Source organism: Kitasatospora sp. NPDC024654 (assembly GCF_055559155.1).
Genome location: NZ_JBVHLF010000095.1, coordinates 1 through 23733 on the forward strand (window position 1 = coordinate 1; position 23733 = coordinate 23733).

Sequence of the window (23733 nt, forward strand, 5' to 3'; positions counted from 1 at the left end):
CCACCCTCCCCCCCCCCCCCCCCCCCCCTGCCCCCCTTCCCTCCCCCCCCCCCCCCCCCCCCCCCCCCCCCCCCCCCCCCCCCCCCCCCCCCCCCCCCCCCCCCCCCCCCCCCCCCCCCCCCCGGTAGGACGGACGGAGCACCGTTTCCTTGAGTCCCGCCCTCGGTCGTCACAGGATCACCTCCACAGGCCGATGCAAACACGGGACCCGTGGCCGGTGCCCGTCCGGATGGGCCGACCGGGGAAGGCCCGGTGCGTTCGCCGCCGAGGACGCCTGCGGCGGCGAGGGCGACCAGCCGTACGGCGGTCACCAGAGCGAGGTAGTCCCGCGCGGTGAGGTCGGTGACGACGTGCTCCAGGCGCTGCTGGGCCCGGGCAGCGCGCGTGTCCGCAGGGTCAGGCTCGGTTCCCGTCGCGCTCTCGACTGATCTGATCAGCCCGTCCGGAGCAGCGGAGTGGTGGCGGCGGTGCTGTCGGGTCGGGCACTTCGCTCGATGGTTGTCAGTCGCCGCAGGCAGGCGCGGTGCTGGACCATCGACAGGCCGGTGACCGCCGTTCCGAGCAAGAGCCAGCCGACCGGTCCCGCGGTCATCACCGCACCGGTCAGCAGCAGTGGCCCAGCCGACTTCTGCACGGCCTGGGACATCCCGGCCGCGCCCAGGTAGGAGGCCCGCGCCTGCGGCGGAGCCAGCGAGACCGCCAGTTCCCAGGAGCTGACCGAGCGCATCAGCTCCGCCAGGGTCACCGCGACCGCGGCCAGGAGCAGGGCGACCGACGCCGGCCAGGCCCCGGCACCGGTGCTGGCGGCCAGCACCGCGCAGCACGTCAGCATCGTCACCCCGTACGCGGCGACCGCCGTGGCTGCCCGGCGCGGCCCCTCGGCCCGTCGGGAGACCTGCAGTTGGAGCAGCACCACCAGCACGGTGTTGACCACCAGGAAGGCCGGGACGAGGGTGTGCGGGGCCCGGGTGTGGTGCACCAGCCAGAGCGGCAGGCCGACGTTGAGCACCGAGTCGTCGATGTTCATCGGCATGTCCAGCAGCACGAAGAGCAGGTAGCCGCGGTCCCGCCAGGGGCTGGGTGCGGATGACGGGTCGTCAGTGGTCTCGTTCGCGGTCCCGGCCGGCGCCTGCCCGTGCCCGTCCGGCTCCCTGGTCTGCCGGACCAGGGCGGCGGCCAGGACGTAGGAGAGCGCGTTGGCGAGGATCAGCGCGCGGTAGGCGTTGAGCGTCCCCAGCGCCAGTGCGGCCGCCGCGACGCCTGCCCCGACCGCGTAGCCGGCGTTGGCCACGGTGCGGAAGAGCGCCTGGTAGGTGCCCCGCCGCTCGCCGGCGACCCGGGTGGCGAAGAGCATCTCCAGCGTCTTGGCCGCCCGCTCGGCCAGGCAGGTGAGGGAGACCATGAGCAGCAGCGCCGGAAAGCCGTGGACCACCAGCAACGACCCCATGGTCCCGAGCCGCAGCAGGTGACTGCCGATCAGCAGTCCCCTGAGCGGCAGCCGTTCGGCCAGTCGCCCGGCGATCGGCGACCCGGCGATGCCCGCCACCGCGGCCACGCCCAGCAGCAACCCCACCTGTCGGGCGTCCAGCCCGCAGACGAAGGTGAAGTACAGCACCGAGGCGGCCGCCCACATGCCCGTTCCGGTCCGGTCCAGCCCCTGTGCGAACAGCATCAGCCGCGCATCCCGCCCGCCTGGCGGCCTCCGGAGCTGTGCGATCAATCCATCCCCGTGCCGTCGCATGGCAAAGCCCCCGTTCCCCTGAAGATCGTGGAGTAGCCTCGCCGCTACTAACAGCGATGTCAAGATGCTCGATATCGACATGGCCAGGGGTTGTCCGCTGATCCGCCGGCCCATCTCCGAGCACTGCTCTCCGAGTACTGCGAGATCTGCGAAGCCGGGCGAACCTCGAGGTCCACGCCGTCCGCGAGCTCGCCGACCTCAACCGGCCCGGACGTCGGGACAAGCCCGCACGGGTGCACCCCATGGCGGAACCCCGGCGAAGTACCCTGGTGATCTGCCGTCGCTGCCACGAGGACATCCACGCCGGACGAGGCACCGCGCCACCAGGGAAATGATCACTGGAGAGCGGGATGCCGGGGAGCTGGCCCGTCCCGCTCGGGAAGGGGCCGTCGGACGAGGACCCGAACCACGGGCACCTCGTCGGCGGCCGCTTCACCTGAAGCGGCGGGCTGGAAACGAAGCATCAGCCACCGCGCCAGTCCTCGACCCTGCTCAGAGCCAGCCCCGCTGAGCTGCGCGCAGGCCGGCCTCGAAGCGGCTGGACGCGTCGAGCCGTTCCATGAGCGCGGCCATCTGGCGGCGCACACTGCGCACCGAGATGCCGAGGCGCTTCCCGGCGGCCTCGTCGGTCAGGCCACTGGCGAGGAGTCTGAGCAGTTCGCACTCGCCGGCACTGAGCCCGGTCTCCGCGTCCTGGGGCCGGTCGGCGCCGAGCGGTACGGCAGCCTGCCAGGTCTGCTCGAACAGGGCGACCAGCGATGCCACGATCCCCGGTTCTCTGGTACACAGCGCGCCGAGGCGGGTGTTGGTCGGGTCGATGGGGACGACGGCGACCTCACGGTCGAAGACCAGCAGGCGGGGCGGCAGCGTCGGGCAGGTGCGGACCTTGCCGCCCTTCTCGGTCATCCAGCGCGCGTAGGCAAGGGTGGCGGGGTCGTTCCGGACGCTGTCCTGGTAGAGCGTGAGCAGTGCGACGTTCCGGTTCATCGCGTCCGCGTCGAGCGGCCGGGAGGCATCGAGGCTGGCCTGGGACTGGGCTCCACCGGGCATGACGGAGAGACACTCGCGGGTGACCTTCTCGGCGAGGATCTCCAGCTTCGCCTGAATGGCGTCGAGCCCCACCAGTCGCTCCGTGGAGTCGGCGGTGGCGCTCGGCCGGAGGCCGGCGTACTCGGCGATCGCCCGGGACGCCGCGGCCTTGCTCAGGGCGAGCTCCTGCTGGCGGCGGAGGAGGTCCTCCTCCTGGCGGCGGAGTATCAACTCCAGTCCCAGCTCCGGGCTGACAGGCCGCAGCTCACCCGGCAGATCCCGAGAGGTTCGCAGCAGCTGTAAGTCCGCGAGCCGGTCCAGGGCCTCACGCACGGCCGTCTCGGACAGGTCCAGCTGGCTGCAGAGTTCGGCCACCCCGCCCGTGGGATCGGCGAGCATCGCCCGGTACACGGACTCCGCTGCCGAATCCAGCCCCAGTACGGCCAGCATGCGCGCAACACCCCCCATGGTGCGGCGGTGCGAGTCGACCGTCACCGCGACAAAGCCTGATCATGACAGCGCTCCCCGGGGCTCCGCAAGCAGAAAGTCCAAGCGGCGACTGTCCGTTCGGAGCATCCGTTTCGGCGTCAGGCACCAAGCTGCCCGGCCTAATGCTGCCAGGCCGGGCATCTTTCTCGGGCTTTCGGTCGCCAGCAGGATGGTGATCACCGGGAGGGCAGCGGGAGAACACCTCGGCCCACCGAGACCACCGAACCATCACCCACGGGGGACAGCCATGTCCAGGATCACTCGCCTCTTCGCCGCCGCAGCCGTCGCGACCGTCCTCTCGACCGTCGCGTTCGCGAGCACCGCCGGCATCGGCTGGGACTCGACCGCCGCCTCCACCGCCCCCGTCGCCTCCGCCGCACCCGTGGTCTCCCCGGTCGCCGGCAACGGCATCGGCTGGGACTGACCCGCGATGCTGCCCGTCCATCTGACCCTCCTGCGGGACCGGGACCGGGACCAGGCCCCGACCGAGAGTGAAGCCATCGCGGTCCAGGACACGGTATGGGCGCACGCGGCACCCGACACCGGGCTCGAACACGTCCGAGCACGCGCGATCCCCGGGGGCATCGGTCTCGTCGTCTACGTCCGGGCCCACAACTCGACGGCCGCGCAGAAGCAGGCCCGGCGCCTCCTGTTGGACGTCCTCGGGTCGACGTCCTGCGCCGTCCACGGTTACTCCCTCGTCAAGAAGTGAGAGCTCGTCATGTTTAGTAAGTCCTCAGCCTCGACCGCGTTCCGCGCCGTCGACTCGCTGGAGACCCGACTGGTGCACGCTGGGTCCGATCCACGCCAACAGCACGGCTACGTGAACCCGCCGATCTACCGGGGCTCGACCGTGCTGTACGACGACGTCGCCGCGATGGACGCGTCGCAGGCCGATCCCCTCAAACGGAACCTGCCGGCGTACGGGCGCTTCGGCACGCCCACCAGCCGGGGGTTCGAGACCGCGCTGAGCGAACTCGAAGGCGGGTACGCGGCGGTCGTGACCTGCTCGGGTCTGGCCGCGATCACGACGTCGATCCTGGCGTTCGTGCAGGCCGGCGACCACATCCTGATCAGTGACTCCGTCTACCTGCCCGCCCGGAAGTTCTGCGATTCGTTGCAGGTGTTCGGAGTGCAGGCCGAGTACTACGACCCCTGCGTGGGCGCGGAGATCGAGGAGCTGATCCGCCCGAACACCCGGCTGGTCTATCTGGAGTCCCCTGGCTCCACGACCTTCGAGGTGCAGGACGTGCCGGCGATCACCGGGGTGTGCCGTCCCCGGGGAATCGTCACGGTCATCGACAACACCTGGGCCACGCCTGTCTTCCATCGGCCGCTCGCACTGGGGGCGGATGTCGTGGTGCACTCGGCGACGAAGTACCTCACGGGTCACTCCGACAGCCTCCTCGGGGCCGTCGTCTGCACCGAGGAGACATTCGCTTCCGTCCGCGGCGCGGCGATCCGGCTCGGGCAGTGTGCCGGTGCCGACGACGTCTATCTGGGCCTGCGGGGACTTCGCACACTGGGCGTCCGACTGCGTCAGCACCAGCAGCAGGCGCTCGGACTCGCGCACTGGCTCGAACGCCAGGACGCGGTCAGTGCGGTCGTCTACCCGGCGCTGCCCGGTAACCCGGGGCACGAGCTCTGGCGGCGGGACTTCTCGGGTGCGGCCGGCCTCTTCGGACTCGTCCTGGACCCCCGGTTCGGGAAGCCCGCGGTGGACGCGATGCTCGGGCGGTTGCGGCTCTTCGGCCTGGGGCACAGTTGGGGCGGCTACGAAAGCCTGATCGTGCCCGCCGACCCTGTCTCCCACCGCCTTCCCGGCACTTGGCGCGGCCGTGGCCCGCTCCTGCGCGTGCACGTCGGTTTCGAGGACATCGGCGACCTCGAAGAGGATCTCGCGGCGGGGCTGCGCGAGCTGACTGTGTCTCAGGCAGCCTCGGTGGCCAGCGATCGAACGGCGGCCTGAGTCCGTGTCCGTGATGGCACGAGGTGCGAGGTTGGGGATTGACACATCGCCGTGCACGCTGGGATCTTGGCATGGATCGACCACCGACCAGCCGATTGTTCCGCGTGACCCGTGGTGGCGGCCGACGTCAGTTTGTTGACACCCCGTGACCTGTGACCGGGGTGGTTTTGGGGAAGGGGGCCCAGCGATGGACGTCGTATGCGAGCGCGAGGGGCTTCGTGAGCCTCATCGCCATCGGAACCCACAACCGCCTCGGCGCAGACGGCATCGCAGACTCACCCGCAGCATCGACTGGCAGCGTTCCTCCCTCGGCTGGCGATCGGCGCCGATGTCCGGGAGGAGCTGGTCACGGCCGTCGCGCAACAGCCAGTCCTGGCTCGCGGGGCCATCGTGAACTGGTCCGTCTCCGTCCAGCCGAGCGACCTGATCCAGCCGCTACGAAGCTCGCTGGGCCGCCTGGGCGTCGCCATTCCGACAGCTGCCAGTGCCGAGAAGTGCCCGCAGTCATAGTCGAACTGACGGCAAGACGGACAACTGCCGTCGAGCCCGCCCGCTGACGGGTCCCCCCGCTTTCCAAACACTTCTTCACACACACGAGCCAACGGGAAATCATGCCTGCCCAGAACACGCCCATCGCCTACGACTTCCACGGGGACGCTCCATTCACGACCCCGTTCAAGGACATCAAGCCCGAGGACATCCACATCTATCTCGACCTGGACACCAAGGTAGGGAAGAACACGTGCGGACAGAAATGTACGCACTGTTGGTTTGTCAACTACGAGAAGGTCTACGACAAGTCGTTCGACATGGCCGAGGGTCCGCTGATCAAGGAAGGCCTGGAGGCGCAGGGCTTCCACGTCTACCCGCGCTACGTCGACAGCTTCGCGTACGACGGCGAGTTCATGCGCATCTACGGTCCGGCCAACAACCGTGAGTTCCGCCAGGAGGCCGACCACACGCCGACCGAGACGATGGAGATGGGCGACGCCTGGACGAGTGGTCGCCCGCTGCTGGCGGACAACTACGTCGAGCTCCTCGACCTCGCCAGGGAGAGCGGATACGGCACGATCTCCATCACGTACCACGGAGTGATCGACGAGAACCTCGCCGTCATCGACGACGGCAGCTACCCGATCAAGGGTGTGTTCAGCGGCTCGCTCACCGAGGAGGTCCTCCGCCGCATCACCGACTACAACGAGCTTCAGAAGAGCAAGGCACTGGCCGACGGCGACCACGAGCACACGGACGCCTTCCGGGTCAACATCGGTGTCACGGTCGGCAAGCACAACAACAGCCGCGAGTCCCTCGAACGCTACGCGCACTACTTCAACAGGCTCGGCGTCGACACCGTGCGGTTCAACAACTTCTCCGACCACGGCGGCCGCCACCCCGAGCTGCAGATGAGCCACGAGGAGATCGAGGAGGTCTACCGCGACCTCAAGTGGTTGCACGAGAACGTGGACCTGAGCTTCCAACTCGCCGTCAGCGAGGACTTCGGCACCTTCGGCATCAAGGCCATGGGCTTCCCCGGCCACGTGGGCTGGTGCCGGGCAGGTCGCCAGCTGTTCGCCGCCATCCCGGCGGACCAGGAAGTCCTGCACGAGGCGGACGGGGAGCGCCGCGAGAAGATCGGCGACATCGTGGGTTGCGTCAACACCTTCGAGCCCCACCTCGGCATCCTCGTGCGCACGGTCAACACCCGGGAACACAGCGCGAGCTACAGCCTTGAGTTCGACCACGAGGGGATCGAGGCCTTCACGGCCAAGCGTCTCTCCGGGGTCTACAAGGACGGTTGCTTCGCCCGCGAGCTCGCCGAGGAGCAGGGCCTGGTCTCGCGCGTCCCCGAGCGTCGCCGTCTGCCCATCCTCACGACGAACTGAGGGGGCCACGATGCGCCACGTCCTCATCTTCGCCAAGACCCCCCACAGCAAGACGCCGTACGACCAGTGGCTGGAAGGCTCGGGAATCGAGCCGGTCATCCTGACGACGGAGGAGTACGCCGAGGGCTACCGGGCTCAAGGCCTGCCGCACGTGCACGCCTTCGACGACTACGACGCCAACCAGCTCGTCGAGAAGACGGCCCTGCGGTTGGCGCGCACCCACCAGGTCGAGGCGGTCTTCGCCCGTGCCGAGGCGGACGTGCTGCGCGCCGCTCAGCTCCGGGACGTGCTGGACCTGCCCGGGCAGCGGACGGCGAGCGCGCTCGCGTTCCGCGACAAGGTCGTCATGAAGGACCACCTGGCCGGCGGGGCGGTGGAGCTGCCGCGATACCGCCTGATCGACTCGGCCTACACCGTGCTGGAGTTCGTCGAGGAGCACGGCTATCCGGTCGTGATCAAGCCGGTGTCGGAGTCGGGCTCCCTGGGCGCGAACATCATCCGCGATGAAGCGGAGCTGGACGCCTATCTCAGTCGGCCGTGGCGCGGGACGAGCCAGATCGAGTCGTTCGTCGAAGGCCCGATGTACCACATCGACGGGCTGGTGGTCGCGGACGAGATCGCGTTCATCCACCCGTTCCAGTACGTCAACGACTGCCTCGCCTTCCGCGACAACGACTACGTGGCCAGCCTCCCGCTGGTGCAGGGGGATCCGACCTACGACCGGCTGGTCGCGGCGACGCGGGCGATCCTGGACCGGCTGCCCACGCCGGCCAACACCGCGTTCCACGCCGAACTGTGGATCACCCCGGACGACCGGGTGGTGTTCTGCGAGATCGCGAGCCGTACCGGCGGCGGCATGATCAGCGCTACCGTCAAGTACGCCTTCGGGATGGACCTCGACAAGGAGTGGCTGTACGCCGAGTGCGGGCTGCCGATGACCTTCGACCGCCCTGCGTACCGACCTGCCGGAGGTCTCAACATCCCACCGTCGTACGGGGTGTTGGAGCACCTCCCGGTCGGCGAGGAGCCGGACTGCGTACGGGAGGCGGCCATGGCCGGGGCGCCCGGTCAGGTGTTCAACGGGGGCGTCAAGTCCGGTCTCTTCCTGGCTGGTTACGTGGTCGCCGGAGAGTCGGAGGAAGAGGTGGCCACGAACATGGAAATGGTCGCGACCTGGTTCGCCGAGCAGACCAAGTGGCGGCCCGTCGCCACCGAAGGAGATGCGCGATGAGTTCGCTCTCCCTCCCCGGGCCCCTGGTCACCGTCGACTGGCTCGCCGAGCGGCTGGGCCACCCCGACCTGGTGGTGCTCGACGCCGGCGTGGGCGCGCACCGCCGAGAGGAGCTGCGGATCCCGGGTGCGCGGGTCTTCGACATCGACGGGGTGATGTCCGACCAGGCCAGCCCGCTGCCGCACACGATGCCCGGTGCGGAGCACTTCGCCCAGCAGATGCGGGCGCTCGGCGTGAACGACAACAGCGCCGTCGTGGTCTACGACGGCGCCGGCATCTACTCCAGCGCCCGCGCCTGGTGGATGCTGCGGGCGATGGGCTTCGATCAGGCCGCCGTACTCGACGGCGGCCTGCCGGCCTGGAACTCCGCCGGGTTGCCGCAGCAGCCGTCGTCGCCGGAGGCCGCGGCGCCCGGCGACTTCGTGGCGAGGCCGCGTGAGGGGCTGATCGTCGACAGCAGCGTGGTGCGAGCGGCACTTGACGACGGTGCCGCCGCGGTCCTCGACGCCCGTACCCGGGAACGCTTCGCGGGACAGGTCGAGGAGCCGCGCCCGGGGCTGCGGCGCGGACACATGCCGGGCGCCGTGAACCTGCCGTTCGGTGATCTCCAGATGGACGGCCGGATGCGTCCCGCCGACGAACTCCGGGCCCTCATCTCGGACGCCGCCGGAGAGTGCGAGCGGCTGGTGTTCAGCTGCGGTTCCGGGGTCACCGCCTGCGTGCTGACACTGGGAGCCGAGCTGGCGGGGTACCGCGACCTCGCCGTCTACGACGGTTCCTGGGGGGAGTGGGGCCTGCCGTCCGACCTGCCCGTGGTGACGGACCTGATCGTGGAGGGGTAGCAGCTGTGCCGGCGTCGTGAGATAGCGGGAGCGGGGGTGACCGAACACTCGCGCGGCGCCGGCCCGGCAGGGCACCGCGCCTGCCGAGAATGTCATCCATGCAGTCCAAGGACTCGCTTGGTGGTTGCGGCAGGGCGATCGTTCGTGGTGCTTCCCCTGGTGCATCCGACCGTCACCAGTGTGTTCGCCGCTCTGCGGCTGCGAACCGCAGCGCATCACACCACCCCGCCCGATCGCCCGGACCTGACCACGGCGTTGACGCGCCCTCGGCTGCCCGCCGCCTTCGCACGTGGCGGGCAGCCGAGATGCCCGTCCGCCCGAACCCGGGAAAGAAGGACCAGCCGATCGGGCACGCGCCCGGTCCGCCGGTGGCCGCACCCGCCCCTCTGGACGCCCGCGCCGCCGGACAGCTCGTCGCCACCCTCCAGGCCCGTGCCCGTGCCAGCCCGACCGCCGGCGCCCTCTTCGGCCTCCGGGCTGCCCCCATGCTCAGTCGGCTAAACCGCCACGCTTTGCGTACGTGCCGTGAGCGTCCGGGCCCTGGAGCGCACCCGTGATCCCCCGGTCCGCGCGCGAGGTCAGCGTGCGGGTTCGGCCGTCGTGTCGTCCGTGGTGTCGGCGGTGTCGCTCATGACTCCATGCCAGAACTCACGCTTGAAGAGCTGTTCATATATTCCTGTATGGTGGATGGGTCGTTTGTCCTGCCCTGCGCGAAGGGTCCTGCCCGCCATGTCCTCCACCCTGACCGAGCGCCCCGCCCCCGAGGTGGCCGCCGAATCCGCTGGTGTCGCCCCTCGGCGGCGCACGCGGGTGTTCTCACTGCCCGAGGCCCGCTGGGCTCTCGCCGCGACGGTGCTGTTCCTGATCGCGCTGCCACTGCAGCTGACCGGCGCCCCAGCCTGGGACTGGGGCCCGCTGTACGCCCTCGCATACGCCACGGGCGGTTGGGAGCCGGCCTGGGCCGGGCTGCGGGCGCTGAAGGAGAAGACCCTCGACGTCGACCTGCTGATGATCGTCGCCGCGCTGGGTGCCGCCGCGGTCGGGCAGGTGATGGACGGCGCACTGCTGATCGTCATCTTCGCGACCTCCGGCGCCCTGGAGGCCCTGGCGACCGCCCGCACCGCCGACTCGGTGCGCGGCCTGCTCGACCTCGCCCCCGCCACCGCGACGCGGCTGCTGGACGACGGTACCGAGGAGAGCGTGCCGACCGAGCAACTGGCCATCGGGGAGACCGTCCTGGTGCGTCCCGGCGAGCGGATCGGCGTCGACGGCCGGGTGTTGGACGGTGCGAGCGAGGTCGACCAGGCCACCATCACCGGCGAGCCGCTGCCGGTGGCCAAGGAGATCGGCGACGAGGTCTTCGCCGGCACCCTGAACGGCACCGGCGCCCTGCGGGTCAAGGTCGAGCGGGACGCCGCAGACTCGGTGATCGCCCGGATCGTCAAGATGGTCGAGGAGGCATCCGAGACCAAGGCCCCCACGCAGCTGTTCATCGAGAAGGTCGAGCAGCGCTACTCGATCGGCATGGTCGTCGCCACCCTGGCCGTCTTCGCCGTCCCGCTCGCCTTTGGAGCCGCGTTCACCGGCTCACTACTGCGCGCGATGACCTTCATGATCGTCGCCTCCCCGTGCGCGGTCGTGCTGGCCACCATGCCGCCGCTGCTGTCCGCCATCGCCAACGCGGGGCGCCACGGCGTGCTGGTGAAGTCCGCCGTCGTCATGGAGCGTCTTGGCCAGGTCGACGCCGTCGCGCTCGACAAGACCGGCACCCTCACCGAGGGCACGCCGCGTGTCACCGACATCCACCCGCTGGCCGCTTCCGGCCTGGACGAGCCGCAGCTGCTGGCGTTGGCGGCGGCGGCCGAACACCCCAGCGAGCACCCGCTCGCCCGCGCCGTCGTCGACGCCGCCCGCACCCGTGGCCTGGTCCTCGCCACCGCCGAGGACTTCACCTCCGCCCCCGGCATCGGCGTCACCGCCACCGTCGACGGTCGCGCCATCGCCGTCAGCGCCCCTGCCCGGCTGCTCGGGAGCACCTCCCGGCCGGAGACCGGGGGAGGCGCCGAAAGCGCCGCGGTTGAGCAGGTCGCCGCGATCGCGGGTGGGCTGGAGGCGGCCGGCCGCACGGCCGTGCTGGTCGAGGCGGACGGTGTCCCGGTGGGCGTGCTGGGCATCGCGGACCGGCTGCGCCCGGATGCCGCCGCCACCGTCACCGCGCTGACGGCGCTCACCGGGACGGCGCCGATGCTGGTCACCGGGGACAACCCCCGCGCCGCCCGGCGGCTCGCCGCGGAGGTCGGCATCACCGACGTTCGCGCCGGCCTGCTGCCCCAGGACAAGGTCACCGCCGTCAAGGACCAGGAAGCCGCCGGCCGCAGGGTGCTGGTCCTCGGCGACGGCGTCAACGACGCTCCCGCTCTCGCGGCCGCCCACACCGGCATCGCCATGGGCCGCGCCGGCTCCGACCTCGCCCTGGAGACCGCGGACGCGGTCATCGTCCGCGACGAACTCGCCACCGTCCCCACCGTCGTCGCGCTCTCCCGCAGGGCCCGTTCCCTCGTGGTGCAGAACCTGGTGATCGCCGCGCTGTTCATCTCCGGCCTGGTCGTCTGGGACCTGGTCGCCACCCTGCCGCTGCCGCTCGGCGTCCTCGGGCACGAGGGCTCCACCGTCATCGTCGGCCTCAACGGCCTGCGCCTGCTGCGCGAGGCCGCCTGGACCCGGGCCCGCGCCGAGGGCCGCAAGTGAGCCGACACAAGAGCCGCGAGGCCGCCGCCCCTGCCCGGGGTGCGGCGGCCCGCCGCACGTTCACCGTCTGCCGCGGCTGCTGCCGCGGCACCCCGCGGTTCCGTGGCCCGAGTTCGGGCGGGCCAGGGGTCGCCCGCTACGGGCCGACTTGCCTCGGGCTCCTGGTGGTGACGAGGGGGTCCAGGGGCCAGGCGGCAGGAGTGCGGGTCGGGGCGAGCGGGATGTAGAAATGACCCATGCCTCGTGACCGTGCCCTGCCCGCCGCCAGCGCCGACTCGCCTCCCTCGGGGGTGGCGGAGGACTTGGTCACCGCGGTCCTGACCGCCTCGCGCGTGCTGGTGGCGATCTCGGCGCGGTCGCTGGGCGAGGTGGCGGAGGCACTGACGTTGCCGCAGTTCCGGATGCTGGTGGTGCTGCAGAGCCGGGGAGCGATGAGCATGTCCCGGCTCGCGGAACAGCTGGCGGTCAACCCCTCGACCGCGCTGCGGATGATCGAGCGCCTGGTGACCGCCGGCATGGTGGTACGCGAGAGCAGCGAGCAGGACCGGCGCGAGGTACGGATCGCACTCACCGAGGACGGGGCCCGCACGGTGGTGGAGGCGACCGAGCGGCGGCGGTCGGAGATCGCCCGGGTGGTGGGCGTGATGCCGGAGGACCAGCGCAGCGGGCTGGTCACCGCGCTGTACGCGTTCGCCGAGGCGGGTGGCGAGCCGGCCGCACCGGTCAAACAGCTGGACCTGCTCGGTTGGTGACCCGGCCGGGCCCTCCGTCGTGGGCCTGGGGCCGGGGTGCGCTGGGGAAGTGGACGGACTCCTCGGCTGTCGCGCCGGTTGCCGTGGCGCAGGACCCGGTCCAGGCAGTGCCCGGACCGGGTCCTGCGCAGAGCAGGAGCACGGCCTCGCCGTGCGCGCAGCCGCTACTCCGCGGCGACCGTCCTGGCGGTGGGGGAGTGGGCGGAGTCTCGCCACGCGGCGTGGTGCGGCCCCTGGGATGTCGTCAGAGGGCCGATGGAGATCAGTCGGCCTTGTCAGCCAGCCGGTGGGGTGAGGGTGGTGCGGTCGAACGGGCCGCCATGTGCGGCGGCGTACGTGACGGCGTCGTTGACGGCGTCGAGGCCGAACGACCGGACCCGTTCGGGGGCGAGGTCCAGGGCGCCCGAGGCGAGGAGCCGGATGATGCCGGCGTTCGCCGAGCGCGGGCACAACCACTGCCCGCGCACGGTGATCGAGTTGCGCATGATCCATGGGTACGGGAGTGCGAGGTCGTCGCCACCGAGCATGCCGACGCCGCCCATGAGGACGACGCGACCGTACTCGCGCACGGTCATGGCCGCCGCGCGCGCCGCCGAGCTGGGTGCGTTCGGCGGGAGCAGGTCGATCACCATGTCGATCGGGCCGTCGGCCACCGCGGACATCGCGGCACGGTCGGCGGCCTCGTCCCCGGTCAGCTCGACCGGGCGCACCCGTGGGCCGAACCGGTCGGCGAGGAGGTCGAGTACGGCTTGGTTGCGGCCCGGGGCGATCACCCGGCCCGCCCCCATCGCGAGCGCGACAGCCACCGCGCTGCTGCCGAGGTTGCCAGTGGCCCCGCTGACGAGCAGCGTCTCACCGGCCGCGAGCCCGCCCGCCAGCAGCCCGCCGTAGGAGATGACGTGGACGCCGAGCGCGGCCCAGCGGGCCGGGTCGTCCCCGGCGGCGGCCGGCAGCGGGAAGGCGTTCTCCGTCGGAATCCGCATGCGCTCGGCGAACGATCCATCGTGCATGTAGCGGGCGAGCCTCGCGCCTCCCTCGCCGCGAGAACTCCAGCCCTGGAGGGTGATGTCGGGCGTCAGAGCGTCGTCCCGGGAGCGCACCGTCGGGTCGCACCACACCAGATCGCCGACCCGCAGCCGGGTGGCGTCCGCGCCGACGTGGACGACCCGTCCCACGGCGCCGGTCCCGGGCACGACGGGAGGCACGAGGGGATAGTTCCGCTCGCCGCTGAACACCTCGGCCGCGTACGGGAGTACGCAGGCGGCGAGCACGTCGACTATCACCTCACCGCCCGCGGCCTCGGGGTCGGGCACCTCCCGCACCGTGAGCGGGGCGCCGAACCGCGTCAGAACTGCTGCTCGCACGTGATGACCTCCATGTCCGTCCCTGTCCGTCGGGATCGACACTAGAGACGCGCAAGGCATGCCGGAAGCGATGATCTGGCATCTGTGGTATGCCTATGCCGCATGGACATCTCCAGTGCGGGCCTGAGGGTCCTGCGGCAGATCGCCGAGTCCGGCAGCTTCACCGCGGCAGCCGCCCGGCTCGGCTACACACAGTCGGCGGTCTCGCGCCAGGCCGCCTCCCTCGAACGCAGCGCGGGCACCGCCCTGTTCGAACGCCGCCCCGACGGGGTGCGGCTCACCCCCGCGGGTCTGACCCTGCTGCGCCACGCCCGCACGATCCTGGACTCCCTAGCGGCGGCCGAGCGCGACCTCACCGGAACCGTCCCGCGGACCGAACTGGTGCGGCTCGGACTGTTCCTGAGCGCGGGCGCGGCCATCCTGCCTCCCGCACTCGCCCGCCTCGCGGCGACCGACCCACAGATCACGGTCACCACGACCGAGGGCACCACGCCCACCCTGATCCGGGCACTGCGCGCGGGCTCGATCGACCTCGCCGTGCTGACGTCCCGCCCGCCCCACCGGCCCTTGGACGGCGAGTCGCCGCGCCTGCACGTCGAGACCGTCGCGGACACCGAACTGGTCGTGGCGGCGCCTTCGACCAGCGAGTTCGCCGGCCGCACCACGGTGCACGTCGACGAGCTGGTCGACGCCGCGTGGATCGCCACCCCGGCGTCGAACTCCGAGCCACTGCTCGGCGTCTGGCCCGGCCTGCCCGGACGGCCGCACATCGTCCACCGCGCGCGCGACTGGCTGACCAAGCTCCAGCTGGTCGCCGGCGGCTTCGGGGTCACGACGGTGCCCTCCCGGCTCTCGCCCGTCCTGCCGCCCGGGATCAGCCTGCTGCACGTCGAGGGCGCGCCTCCCGAGATCCGCCGGGTGCTCGTGGCGCGCCTCCCCGGCCGCCCCACCCCGGCGATCACGGCCGTCACCCGAGCGATCACCTCGACCGCCTGACGCGTGCTGCCGGGGCCGTCGCATGGTGCCGTAGCCCGCCGAGGGCGCACACCATCACGGGTACCTCGGCATCGGCCAGAGCCCTTTCACCAGAAGCACCCCGCTGCTGCCCGGGCAAGTACCCCGGTGACGTCGACACTCGTGACCGTCACCGGACGATGGATCCGGGCGCCTCCCGAACCCGTGAACAACCGACTTCCACAACTCGTGAAGATAGCCGGACGCGGCGCCTCGTCCTCCTCGCGGGCGGTGTGTTCCGGTTCGAGGGCGAGTCCGGAGCGGTTGACCACGGGGGCCAGGCTCAGGCCCTGGACGACCAGGGTGAAGATCACCACCGCGGTGGTGAGCACGAGGACCAGGGGACACCCGGGCCAGCGGAGCATCCGCGCTGGTGGTGAGCGGGATGGACAGCGCGGCGGCCAGCGGCATCACGCCCCGGGTGCCGGCCCAGGTCACCACGGTCGCCACCCGCCAGGAGGGCCGGCCCCGGGTCGGGCGGACGGCGGTGGACAGCGGGAGCATCCACAGCACCCGGACGCCGATCAGCACCGCGGCGACAGCGAGCGCCTGCAGCGGCCACCAGCCGCGCCCGGCCGGCAGGGCGCGCACAGGGCGGGCGGTTCCAGCCCGACGACACTGAAGACCACGCTCTCCAACAGGAACACCGCCACCGCTCGCCCGGCCCACGCCCCCGCGTCCGGGACGGGGGCCGAGGACGGAGCCGGAGGCCCGGGCCTCCGGCGGTACAGCGGGGCCCTCACTGGAGAAACGACGCTCAGGCGGTGCGGCTACTGGGCGCGATCCGGTCTGGGAGGTGCGGCGCTGGCCGCCGTACGGCGCAGCCGTGCGGGATCGGTCCGGGTCAGGGCCGTCTGGGCGGCCAGCCGCCAGCCGCTCTCGTACGCCTCGGCGAAGCGCTCGTTGCCGAGCGCCGCCCGGGCGCGGCTGCTGAGCGTACGGACCTGGAGATCGGTGTGGTCGTGGGCGCCGCGCAGGCGGGCTGCCGCGCCCAGCACGACGGCCCCGTCGAGGAAGCGCCCGTACAACGCGGCGAGGCCGGCCACCGTCACCGCGACCGTGGCCACGATCGGCAAGTCCTTGCTGTTGACCGCGGCCGCGTACGCCCGGTCCAGCGCCGCCTCGCAGGCGGGGCCGTCGCCGAGTTCGAGACAGAGTTCGGCCCGCACGGCACCGACCAGGGCCTGCGCGTGGTCGCTGCCGAACGGGAGCCGGTCGGACAGGCCGGCCTCGGCCGCCTCGACCAGCTCACGTGCCCGGTCCAGATCACCGGTCCGCAGCCGGAGGCCGGCCCCCCGGGCGTCGAGCAGCACCACCGTCTCGGGCACCGCCGAGCGCAGCGTGCGTTCCCGGGTCACGGTGATCACCGCCGCCGCCTGCTCGGTCTGGCCGAGCCGCGCGTGCAGGTCGATCAGGCGCAGGTCGATGAAGGTCTCGTCGCTGTGGCTGAGCGACCCGAACTCGCGGGCCAGCCGCTTGGCCTCGGTCAGGTCGGCCAGCGCGCCGTCGAGATCGCCGTCGTACTGTCGCAGCAGCGCGCGCGTCGGCAGCGCCATGGCCAGGCCCCAACTGTCGCCCGCTTGGGTGAAGCGGTCCAGTGCCACGGCCACGTCGGTGCTGACCTGGTCGAGGTGGCCGTTGTTCTCGGCGAGCTCGGCCCGGGCCATCCGGGCCAGTCCGGCCAGCCACCCGTCCGGGCCGTCGACCAGCCGCTGGATGACCGGCGAGGCGTCGATCCCGGCCAGGGCGGCCAGCCGGGCCGCGGTCAGCACGCCGAAGCCCCGCGGCTCCGGATGGCTCAGCAGCCGGTCGGTGAACTCCCGGGCCGAGTCGTCGACTGGCACGCCCCGGATGTCGTGGGCGTCGAGCAGCAGCATCCCCTCGGCGATGTCGCGGTCCACGCCCGTCCGCCCGGCCGGCAACGCGGCCGCCTGGCCGAGCCAGTAGGACGCTTCGGGATGCCGGCCGAGCATGTGCCAGTACCAGGTCAGGTCCACCGCGAGCCCGAGCGCGCCGTCGGCGTCCCCGGCGTCGCAGAGGTGGCGCAGGGCGGCCAGCACGTTGTCGTACTCGGCGCTCAGCACGTCAAGCGCGTCGAGTTGCCCGGGGCCGCGTAGCAGCGGATCGTGGCGGGCGACCAGTTCGGCGAAGTGAAGGGCGCTCAGGTCCCTGGCGGTGGTCAGAACGCCTTGCTCGGCCAGGCGTTCCGAGCCGTACTCCCGGATGGTCTCCAGCATCCGGTAACGGCCGGTATCCGGCGCGAGCTGGAGCAACGACCGGTCGACCAGGCCCGCGAGCAGCTCCCGGACCTCGGCGGCCGGTACCGTCGTGCCGGCACAGACCGCGGCTGCCGAGGCCGGCGTGACGCCGCCGGGTAGGACCGAGATCCGCTCCGCGACCGTGCGCGCGTCCTCGTCGAGCAGGTCCCAGCTCCACGCGATGACCGCCCGCAGCGTGCGGTGCCGCGGGAGGGCGGTGCGGCTGCCGGTGGTGAGCAGGCGGAAGCGGTCGGACAGCCCGGTGGCCAGGTCGGCCAGCGAGAGTGTGCGCAGGCGGGCCGCGGCCAGTTCCAGCGCGAGCGGCATGCCGTCCAGGCTGCGGACGATCCGCAGCACCTCGCCGACGTTGCGCTGGCCGATCTCGAACCCGGGCCGCACGGCCGCCGCCCGCTCGGTGAACAGCCGCACTGACGCCGTGCGGTGGGCCTGCTCGACGTCCGCGTCCGGCTCGGGCAGCGTGAGCGGGCCGAGCAGGACCAGCGCCTCGCCGTCGATCGCGAGGGGTTCGCGGCTGGTGGCCAGCACCCGCAGGCCGGCACAGCGGGCCAGCAGTGCTGAGAGCAAGTGGGCCACGGCGTCGACCAGGTGCTCGCAGTTGTCCACCACCAGCAGGCTTGCCCGGCCGCTCAGCTGGTCCGCCAGCACGTCCAGGTCGCCGGCCGGCTTGGCCGAGGCCTCGAACAGAGCCGTGCCGCGCAGCCCGATCGCCGCCAGCAGCGCCGCGCCGACCTTGGCCGGTTCGGTGACCGGGGAGAGGTCGATCAGCCAACTTCCGTCCCGGTATTCCCGCTGGTGCCGGCGGGCGGCCTCCAACGCGAGGCGGCTCTTGCCGGCACCGCCGGGACCGACCACGGTGACCAGCCGCCCGGCAGCGAGCAGCATGTCGATCCGGGCCAGGTCCTCGTCACGGCCGACGAAGCTGGTCAGCGGCGCGGGCAGATGGGTCGGCTTGGTCTCCACGGCGGCAGGCGCGGCGCGCAGCAGGCTCAGGTGACGCTCACGCAGCGCGGCCCCCGGGTCGGTGCCCAGGGCGTCTGCCAGGGTTTCCCGCACTTGTTCGTACCGGGCCAGGGCCTCGGCCTGGCGGCCCTGGGCGGCGAGCGCGTCCATGAGCAACGCGGCGGCGCGTTCGTGGACGGGATGGTCGGCCAGCAGGGCGGTCAGGCGGGCGGCGGCCGCGTCGGCGCGCCCCAGGGCCAACTCGGCGTCGGCGAGGTCGGTGACGGCCTCGATCGAGGCGCGGGCCAGCCTGGTCGCGGCGGCCGGTGCGACCGCGGCGACGGCCGTGGGCTCGACACCGGGGTCCTCGCCCCACAGCGCCACGGCCTCGCCGAGCACGGCCGCCGCGGCGCTCGGGTCGCCGGCGCGCAGGCGGTCGTGGCCGGTAGCGGCGAGCTGCTCGAACCGCAGCGCGTCCACGTCGGCGGGGTCCACCGCCAGCCGGTAGCCGCCCGCGAGTGGCGTGACGTCGCCGAGCGAACCGAGGGCCCGGCGCAGCCGCGAGACCAGGGCCTGCAAGGCATGGGCGGGACCTGCCGGCGGGTCCTCGGCCCAGATCGCGTCGACCAGGACGCCCTGCTCGACCGCTCGCCCGCCGGCCAGCGCCAGCCGCACGACCAGCCCCTGCAACCGGGCGCCGGGCACGGCCAAGGCGGTGTCACCGCGCGACGCCTGGAAGGCGTCGAGCAGCGTGACCCGAAGCCGCGCACCCCCGTCCATTGCGTCATCTTCGCGCGAGCACCCGTGTCAGCGCCATGCGCCCCCGGCTGAGCGCCGTGTGAGCCCCGTGTGAGCGGCCGGCGTCAGGGTTGCCGCATCGAACGAGAACACACTGCTGAAAGGGGATTTCTCATGCATGACGCAGTGATCGTGGGGGCCGGCCCGGTCGGTCTGTTCCTGGCCTGCGAGCTCGGTCTCGCGGGCTGCTCGGTCCTGGTGCTCGAACGGGAGCCGGGGCCCGGCTCCCGGTGGCGGGCGGCGCCGCTCGGGATGCGGGGCCTGTCGGCCACGTCGGTCGAGGCGTTCTACCGCCGAGGGATGCTGCCCCGGCTGCTGGCGGCGTCGGGCGTCCACGACGCGCCCGACGGGAACGAGCGGCCGGGCCCGCGGGCAGTGGGCCACTTCGCCGGCATGGTGCTCGATCCGGCCAAGGTCGACGTCGACGCGCTGCCGTACCGGCTGCCCAGCCCGGTGCTGGAGGTGATGATGACCAGCCTCGGAGCGGTCGAGTCGGTGCTGTCCGAGCGTGCGGCCGAGCTCGGCGTGGAGATCCGGCGCGGTGTCACGGTCCGCGCCGTCGAGCAGGACGAGGACGGTGTGATCGTGCGTGCCGGCGAGCAGGAGTACGCGGCGCGCTGGGCCATCGGCTGCGACGGCGGTCGCAGTGCCGTGCGCGGGCTGGTGGGCTTCGACTTCGTCGGCACCGAGCCCCAGTTCACCGGCTACACCATGCTCGTCGGCATCACCGATACCGAGAAGCTGAACCCCGGGTTCAATCTGACGCCGACCGGCATGTACATCCGGATGCCCACTGAGGGGCACATCGGCATGATGGACTTCGACGGCGGCGCGTTCGACCGCACCCAGCAGCCGAGCCGCGACCACCTCCAGGCCGTGCTGCGCCGGGTGTCCGGCACCGACGTCACGCTGGCAGACGTCCAGCTCGTCTCGACCTTCACCGACCGGGCGATGCAGGCCACGACGTACCGGCGAGGCCGTGTGCTGCTCGCCGGCGACGCCGCGCACATCCACTCCCCGCTGGGCGGGCAGGGGCTCAACACCGGCATCGGCGACGCCGTGAACCTGGGGTGGAAGCTCGCGGCGGTCGTGCGTGGGCAGGCGCCGGACGGGCTTCTCGACACCTACACCCGTGAACGCCATCCGATCGGCGCCTGGGTACTCGACTGGACTCGTGCCCAGTCGGTGGCCATGCGGCCGGACGCGCACGGCCAGGCGGTCCAGGGTGTGATCCGCGACCTGCTCGACACCCGGGACGGCACGACCTACGTGTACGGGAAGATCTCCGGCTCGTCGCTCTGCTACGACCTCGGCGGCGAGCATCCGCTGGTCGGCCGCAACGCCCCGGACTTCCAGCTGGTGGACGGCACTCGCCTCGGCGGCCTGCTGCGGGACGGCAGCGGCGTCGTCCTGGACTTCAGCACCGACCGGCGCCTGCGTGATTCGGCGACGGGCCGGGAGAGCCGGCTGCGTCATGCGGCCGGTGCGGCGAAGGACGACCTCGGACTGGGCGCCGTGCTCGTCCGGCCGGACGGCATCGTCGCCTGGGTGGGCGATCGCGACTTCGACCGGAAAGCGTTCGAGCGGGCCGTCAGCCAGTGTGGGTGGCAGCGGGCCTGACGGAGGATCCACCAATGCCTACCGCGGCGCCGGCCAGCTGACCGACTCACCGTGACCGGCCCAACCACGAGCCGGGCCGCACCGCCCCCGCGGCCTGCCGAGCGATCCTTCGCCCGTCGGACGAGGTGAGTCCGACGGGCGAAGGATCCTTGTCCCGCTCCTCATGTCGCGATTGCCCTCTGCCGCGATGACTTCATGCACATGCTCTCTCGTCAGTCCACTGGCTATGGCTGAGCGATGCAGGAGACGGAATCGAAGACACCCCAGGGTGTGAACGGCGGCCGCACCAACCAGAAGCTGCGCACCCGCGCGGCGATGGTGACGACCACGGCCGAGCTGATGCGCACCGGGCGCGAGGTGACCATGCCCGAGGTTGCCAAGTCCGCCCTGGTCTCCGAGACCGGCAGACCCCTCGTCGCCGAGGAGCTCGGCCTGCCGCGTTCGGTGGGGACCTGGCCCGTGCGGGATCCACGTGTCCCTGTGGTGGCCGGCGGTCCGGTCCCGTCGCCGGTTCGCACGGTTCGGTGTGCGGGCGCGGGGTGGACCGGTAGGCGTCTACAACTGCGTTGCGGGGAGCGGGTCCTGGCCCACCAGGCGATGCCCGTGGGCGGCTGAGTCGCGCACGGCGTCGAAGCCGTACCTGGTCATCTCCTCCTCGTAGGCGTGCAGGGCCTCGGTGAGTGGCCGGCCGGCGGCGGCCTCGACCAGGCGGCCGGCCAGGATACGGGTGTCACGCAGTGCGGTGTTCGCGCCGACGCCGATCGCGGGGCTCATGACGTGGATGGCATCGCCGAGCAGGGTGACCGTGGTGGTCTCCCAGGCGGCTACGGGCACGCTGGTGCGCACGGTGACCGGGAAGATCGAGGCGGAGTCCTGGCGGGAGACGGTCTCGACCAGTCGAGGGTGCCAGCCGTTCACCAGGGACAGGGTGAGTGCCTTCAGTTGCTCGCCGTTCATGGCGAACAACTCCGTGTCGGGGTGGGGGAACTGTTTCCGGTGGGCGCCGAAGACACAGGTGAGGTAGTCATCGACGCCGCTCAGCTCGATGGGTGGTGCGAGCCGGGTGGCCACCTCGTGCACCGGTTCGCGGAACTGCACCGGGGGCGAGTCCGATGAAGCGCCGTTGCGGTCCGACGACGGTGGTCCACAGCCCGAGCGGCTCGGGCGTGAGCAGGCTCCGGGCCTGGTCGTCGGCGAGGGGGACCTTGCCGTAGAGCAGCCGCAGCCCGCTGTCGATGACCTGTGCTCGCGCCAAGTACTGGTTGCGGACGGTCGAGTTGACGCCGTCGGCGCCGATCAGCACGTCGCCGGTGGCGGTGGTGCCGTCCGCGAAGTGCGCGGTCACCGAGCCCGAGCGGTTGACGTCGTAGTGGGTGAGCCGGGCGCCGTAGCGCACGGCGTCCCGCAGTCCGGAGCACAGAATCTGACGTAGTATCAGACGGTTGACCGCCAGGTTTCCGCTGCCCGGCAGGCCCGGGAGGTGGGGGAGTTCCTGGGTGTGCAGCAGTTCAGGCGGTGGTCGAAGGTGTCCATGTGTGGGCCGGGGGTCGCGGCTGTGGCGGCGAACACCTCGTACGCCCGCTGCGTCAGCAGTGCCTTGAGGGCGGAGATGCCGTCGGGGCTGATGCGGATGCGGTAGCCCTGGTTGCGGAAGTCGGGGCCGGGGTCCTTCTCGTAGGCGGCGAAGCTGATCCCCGCTGGCGAAGGCCCTGTGCGAGGGCCAGGCCGCCCAGCCCGCCCCCGGCGATGATGACATGCAGATCCGACACGGTCGTGTCCCTTCTCGATCATGAACGAAAAGGGACGCACCGGACGTGCCTCAAGGGCACCGTACGAGCGAGGAATCGCCATCCGGACTACCTGCCGGACCGTGACTCTCGTACGTCCGTCAAAGACGCTAACACACGAACGGCCATATGGCGCAAGGCATGTTGAAGCGGCCGCAGCTTGACGGAAGTGGTTGCATCTCGCACAATCATTGTATGACTACAACTAATTTCGGGAGCCACTCCGCGTACCCGCTCCCGGGCGGGCGCGTGCTCCTGATCGGCGCGTCCCGCGGTCTGGGCCTCGCGCTGGCCCGGGAATGGGCAAGAGGCGGCCGGCATGTCGTGGCCACCGTGCGCGGCTCCGGCCGGACCGGCCTGCACGACCTCGCCGAAACCTGCGCCGGGCAGATCGAGATCGAGACCGTCGACGTCACGGAGCCCGAGCAGATCGCGGCGCTGCGCGATCGTCTGGCGGACCGGAGGTTCGACCTGCTCTTCGTGAACGCCGGCGTCACGAACCGGCCCGAGGGCACGGTGGCGCAGACCTCCACCGAGGAGTTCGTCCGGGTCATGGTGACCAACGCGCTGAGCCCGCTGCGCGTCATCGAGGCCCTCCAGGACCTCGTCGAGCCCGCGGGCACGATCGCGGTGATGTCCTCGGGCCAGGGCAGCGTGGCCAACAACGAGCACGGCGGCCACGAGGTGTACCGCGGCAGCAAGGCGGCACTCAACACGTTCATGCGCAGCTACGCGGCGCGGCACCGCGGCGAGCACCGTGCCCTGGTCCTGATGGCCCCCGGCTGGGTGCGCACCGACATGGGCGGCCCGGAGGCCCGGCTCGGCATCGACGACAGCATCCCGAACGTGGTCAGGACGCTCGACGCCCTCCGGGAAAGCCCAGGTCTGCACTACGTCGACTACCTCGGCCGAACGGTAGCGTGGTGAGCTCGGCGCTCCGGAACACTGGATGGACGACACGTCGCCCGGGATCGCCGCGACACTGACGTACACGGGAGAGACGACTGATGGCAGCCGCCCCAGGACGAGCGGCTCAGCCGGCCCAGCAGGCCTGGGCGCTCATGCAGAGGTTCGTCGGGCCCACAGGATCGAGACCGGTGAGGGAAAGATGTACCTCGCCACCGTGATCGACCTGTTCTCCCGGAGGTGCCTTGGGTACGCCATGGGCGAGCACCACGACGCCGAGCTGGTCAGCGCGTCCCTGAAGATGGCGGCCGCCACCCGCGGCGGCGACGTGGACGGCGTGAT

At 71.7% G+C, this 23733-nt stretch carries 20 protein-coding genes; 13 read left to right on the top strand and 7 right to left on the bottom strand.

All coding sequences use genetic code 11. The features are described from left to right. Window positions 1-433 precede the first annotated feature (433 nt). Together ACZ38L_RS33250 and ACZ38L_RS33255 are read right to left on the bottom strand one after the other, a co-directional pair. Window positions 434-1672, bottom strand: coding sequence for an MFS transporter (locus tag ACZ38L_RS33250; protein ID WP_465700469.1), 1239 nt, complete (start codon window positions 1670-1672; stop codon window positions 434-436). Between the two features lie 561 nt (window positions 1673-2233). Further along, entirely contained in the window at window positions 2234-3220 is a 987-nt protein-coding gene (locus tag ACZ38L_RS33255) for a helix-turn-helix transcriptional regulator (protein ID WP_465700472.1), read from the bottom strand. A 286-nt stretch (window positions 3221-3506) separates the two neighbouring features. Between ACZ38L_RS33255 and ACZ38L_RS33260 the strand changes: the two genes are divergently transcribed. From ACZ38L_RS33260 to ACZ38L_RS33295, 8 genes are all read left to right on the top strand, one after another. Continuing rightward, window positions 3507-3683, top strand: a complete 177-nt coding sequence (locus tag ACZ38L_RS33260; RefSeq protein WP_465700476.1) for a hypothetical protein — start codon at window positions 3507-3509, stop codon at window positions 3681-3683. Window positions 3684-3689: 6 nt separating this feature from the next. Continuing rightward, entirely contained in the window at window positions 3690-3971 is a 282-nt protein-coding gene (locus ACZ38L_RS33265) for a hypothetical protein (RefSeq protein WP_465700480.1), read from the top strand. 9 nt (window positions 3972-3980) lie between these two features. Further along, window positions 3981-5228, top strand: coding sequence for a cystathionine beta-lyase (gene metC, locus ACZ38L_RS33270; protein ID WP_465700483.1), 1248 nt, complete (start codon window positions 3981-3983; stop codon window positions 5226-5228). Window positions 5229-5839: 611 nt separating this feature from the next. Next, window positions 5840-7111, top strand: a complete 1272-nt coding sequence (locus ACZ38L_RS33275) for a radical SAM protein (RefSeq protein ID WP_465700486.1) — start codon at window positions 5840-5842, stop codon at window positions 7109-7111. A gap of 10 nt (window positions 7112-7121) precedes the next feature. Further along, complete coding sequence (locus ACZ38L_RS33280) at window positions 7122-8342, top strand: ATP-grasp domain-containing protein (protein WP_465700489.1); 1221 nt, start codon at window positions 7122-7124, stop codon at window positions 8340-8342. Then, the gene (locus tag ACZ38L_RS33285; RefSeq protein WP_465700492.1) at window positions 8339-9184 is read left to right on the top strand and encodes a sulfurtransferase; all 846 of its coding nucleotides are present in this window, start codon (window positions 8339-8341) and stop codon (window positions 9182-9184) included. Before ACZ38L_RS33280 ends, ACZ38L_RS33285 begins: the two co-directional genes overlap by 4 nt. Before the next feature lie 729 nt (window positions 9185-9913). Continuing rightward, on the top strand, window positions 9914-11932 hold the full coding sequence (locus ACZ38L_RS33290) for a heavy metal translocating P-type ATPase (RefSeq protein ID WP_465700494.1): 2019 nt from the start codon (window positions 9914-9916) through the stop codon (window positions 11930-11932). Between the two features lie 236 nt (window positions 11933-12168). Next, window positions 12169-12684, top strand: a complete 516-nt coding sequence (locus ACZ38L_RS33295) for a MarR family winged helix-turn-helix transcriptional regulator (RefSeq protein ID WP_465700497.1) — start codon at window positions 12169-12171, stop codon at window positions 12682-12684. Window positions 12685-12959: 275 nt separating this feature from the next. Here ACZ38L_RS33295 and ACZ38L_RS33300 read toward each other — a convergent pair whose 3' ends face one another. After that, window positions 12960-14048 carry an alcohol dehydrogenase catalytic domain-containing protein gene (locus ACZ38L_RS33300; protein ID WP_465700501.1) on the bottom strand — a complete coding sequence of 363 codons (1089 nt, stop codon included), beginning with the start codon at window positions 14046-14048 and terminating at the stop codon, window positions 12960-12962. A 102-nt stretch (window positions 14049-14150) separates the two neighbouring features. Between ACZ38L_RS33300 and ACZ38L_RS33305 the strand changes: the two genes are divergently transcribed. Next, window positions 14151-15044: a LysR family transcriptional regulator gene (locus ACZ38L_RS33305; protein ID WP_465700504.1), complete on the top strand. Its 894-nt coding sequence runs from the start codon at window positions 14151-14153 to the stop codon at window positions 15042-15044. Window positions 15045-15130: 86 nt separating this feature from the next. Here the strand turns inward: ACZ38L_RS33305 and ACZ38L_RS33310 are convergent, their stop codons facing one another. Further along, window positions 15131-15394 carry a hypothetical protein gene (locus tag ACZ38L_RS33310; RefSeq protein WP_465700507.1) on the bottom strand — a complete coding sequence of 88 codons (264 nt, stop codon included), beginning with the start codon at window positions 15392-15394 and terminating at the stop codon, window positions 15131-15133. Between the two features lie 53 nt (window positions 15395-15447). Between ACZ38L_RS33310 and ACZ38L_RS33315 the strand changes: the two genes are divergently transcribed. Beyond that, window positions 15448-15684, top strand: coding sequence for a hypothetical protein (locus ACZ38L_RS33315; RefSeq protein WP_465700509.1), 237 nt, complete (start codon window positions 15448-15450; stop codon window positions 15682-15684). Window positions 15685-15832: 148 nt separating this feature from the next. Here the strand turns inward: ACZ38L_RS33315 and ACZ38L_RS33320 are convergent, their stop codons facing one another. After that, window positions 15833-19060: an AfsR/SARP family transcriptional regulator gene (locus ACZ38L_RS33320; protein WP_465700511.1), complete on the bottom strand. Its 3228-nt coding sequence runs from the start codon at window positions 19058-19060 to the stop codon at window positions 15833-15835. Window positions 19061-19192: 132 nt separating this feature from the next. Here ACZ38L_RS33320 and ACZ38L_RS33325 point away from each other — a divergent pair, with 132 nt between their 5' ends. After that, window positions 19193-20698: an FAD-dependent oxidoreductase gene (locus ACZ38L_RS33325; protein ID WP_465700513.1), complete on the top strand. Its 1506-nt coding sequence runs from the start codon at window positions 19193-19195 to the stop codon at window positions 20696-20698. A 555-nt stretch (window positions 20699-21253) separates the two neighbouring features. On the opposite strand, the gene ACZ38L_RS33330 is transcribed toward ACZ38L_RS33325, so the two are convergent. After that, window positions 21254-21796, bottom strand: coding sequence for an FAD-dependent oxidoreductase (locus ACZ38L_RS33330; RefSeq protein WP_465700516.1), 543 nt, complete (start codon window positions 21794-21796; stop codon window positions 21254-21256). After that, window positions 21723-22094 (bottom strand): hypothetical protein, encoded by a 372-nt coding sequence (locus tag ACZ38L_RS33335; RefSeq protein WP_465700518.1) that lies wholly within the window; start codon window positions 22092-22094, stop codon window positions 21723-21725. Before ACZ38L_RS33335 ends, ACZ38L_RS33330 begins: the two co-directional genes overlap by 74 nt. Window positions 22095-22680: 586 nt before the next feature. Between ACZ38L_RS33335 and ACZ38L_RS33340 the strand changes: the two genes are divergently transcribed. Both ACZ38L_RS33340 and ACZ38L_RS33345 read left to right on the top strand, forming a co-directional pair. Further along, window positions 22681-23412 (top strand): SDR family oxidoreductase, encoded by a 732-nt coding sequence (locus ACZ38L_RS33340; RefSeq protein ID WP_465700520.1) that lies wholly within the window; start codon window positions 22681-22683, stop codon window positions 23410-23412. 22 nt (window positions 23413-23434) lie between these two features. Beyond that, a partial coding sequence (locus ACZ38L_RS33345) for a DDE-type integrase/transposase/recombinase (protein WP_465700522.1) occupies window positions 23435-23733 on the top strand: 299 nt, incomplete at its 3' end.

Excerpts from the sequence above, each read along its gene's own strand:
- ACZ38L_RS33250 (WP_465700469.1), bottom strand. The coding sequence starts at position 1,672 with ATGCTGTTCGCACAGGGGCTGGACCGGACCGGAACGGGCATGTGGGCG.
- ACZ38L_RS33255 (WP_465700472.1), bottom strand. The coding sequence starts at position 3,220 with ATGCTGGCCGTACTGGGGCTGGATTCGGCAGCGGAGTCCGTGTACCGG.
- ACZ38L_RS33315 (WP_465700509.1), top strand. The coding sequence starts at position 15,448 with ATGGACAGCGCGGCGGCCAGCGGCATCACGCCCCGGGTGCCGGCCCAG.
- metC (WP_465700483.1), top strand. The coding sequence starts at position 3,981 with ATGTTTAGTAAGTCCTCAGCCTCGACCGCGTTCCGCGCCGTCGACTCG.
- ACZ38L_RS33280 (WP_465700489.1), top strand. The coding sequence starts at position 7,122 with ATGCGCCACGTCCTCATCTTCGCCAAGACCCCCCACAGCAAGACGCCG.
- ACZ38L_RS33285 (WP_465700492.1), top strand. The coding sequence starts at position 8,339 with ATGAGTTCGCTCTCCCTCCCCGGGCCCCTGGTCACCGTCGACTGGCTC.
- ACZ38L_RS33305 (WP_465700504.1), top strand. The coding sequence starts at position 14,151 with ATGGACATCTCCAGTGCGGGCCTGAGGGTCCTGCGGCAGATCGCCGAG.
- ACZ38L_RS33320 (WP_465700511.1), bottom strand. The coding sequence starts at position 19,060 with ATGGACGGGGGTGCGCGGCTTCGGGTCACGCTGCTCGACGCCTTCCAG.
- ACZ38L_RS33290 (WP_465700494.1), top strand. The coding sequence starts at position 9,914 with ATGTCCTCCACCCTGACCGAGCGCCCCGCCCCCGAGGTGGCCGCCGAA.
- ACZ38L_RS33275 (WP_465700486.1), top strand. The coding sequence starts at position 5,840 with ATGCCTGCCCAGAACACGCCCATCGCCTACGACTTCCACGGGGACGCT.
- ACZ38L_RS33340 (WP_465700520.1), top strand. The coding sequence starts at position 22,681 with ATGACTACAACTAATTTCGGGAGCCACTCCGCGTACCCGCTCCCGGGC.
- ACZ38L_RS33295 (WP_465700497.1), top strand. The coding sequence starts at position 12,169 with ATGCCTCGTGACCGTGCCCTGCCCGCCGCCAGCGCCGACTCGCCTCCC.
- ACZ38L_RS33260 (WP_465700476.1), top strand. The coding sequence starts at position 3,507 with ATGTCCAGGATCACTCGCCTCTTCGCCGCCGCAGCCGTCGCGACCGTC.
- ACZ38L_RS33265 (WP_465700480.1), top strand. The coding sequence starts at position 3,690 with ATGCTGCCCGTCCATCTGACCCTCCTGCGGGACCGGGACCGGGACCAG.
- ACZ38L_RS33325 (WP_465700513.1), top strand. The coding sequence starts at position 19,193 with ATGCATGACGCAGTGATCGTGGGGGCCGGCCCGGTCGGTCTGTTCCTG.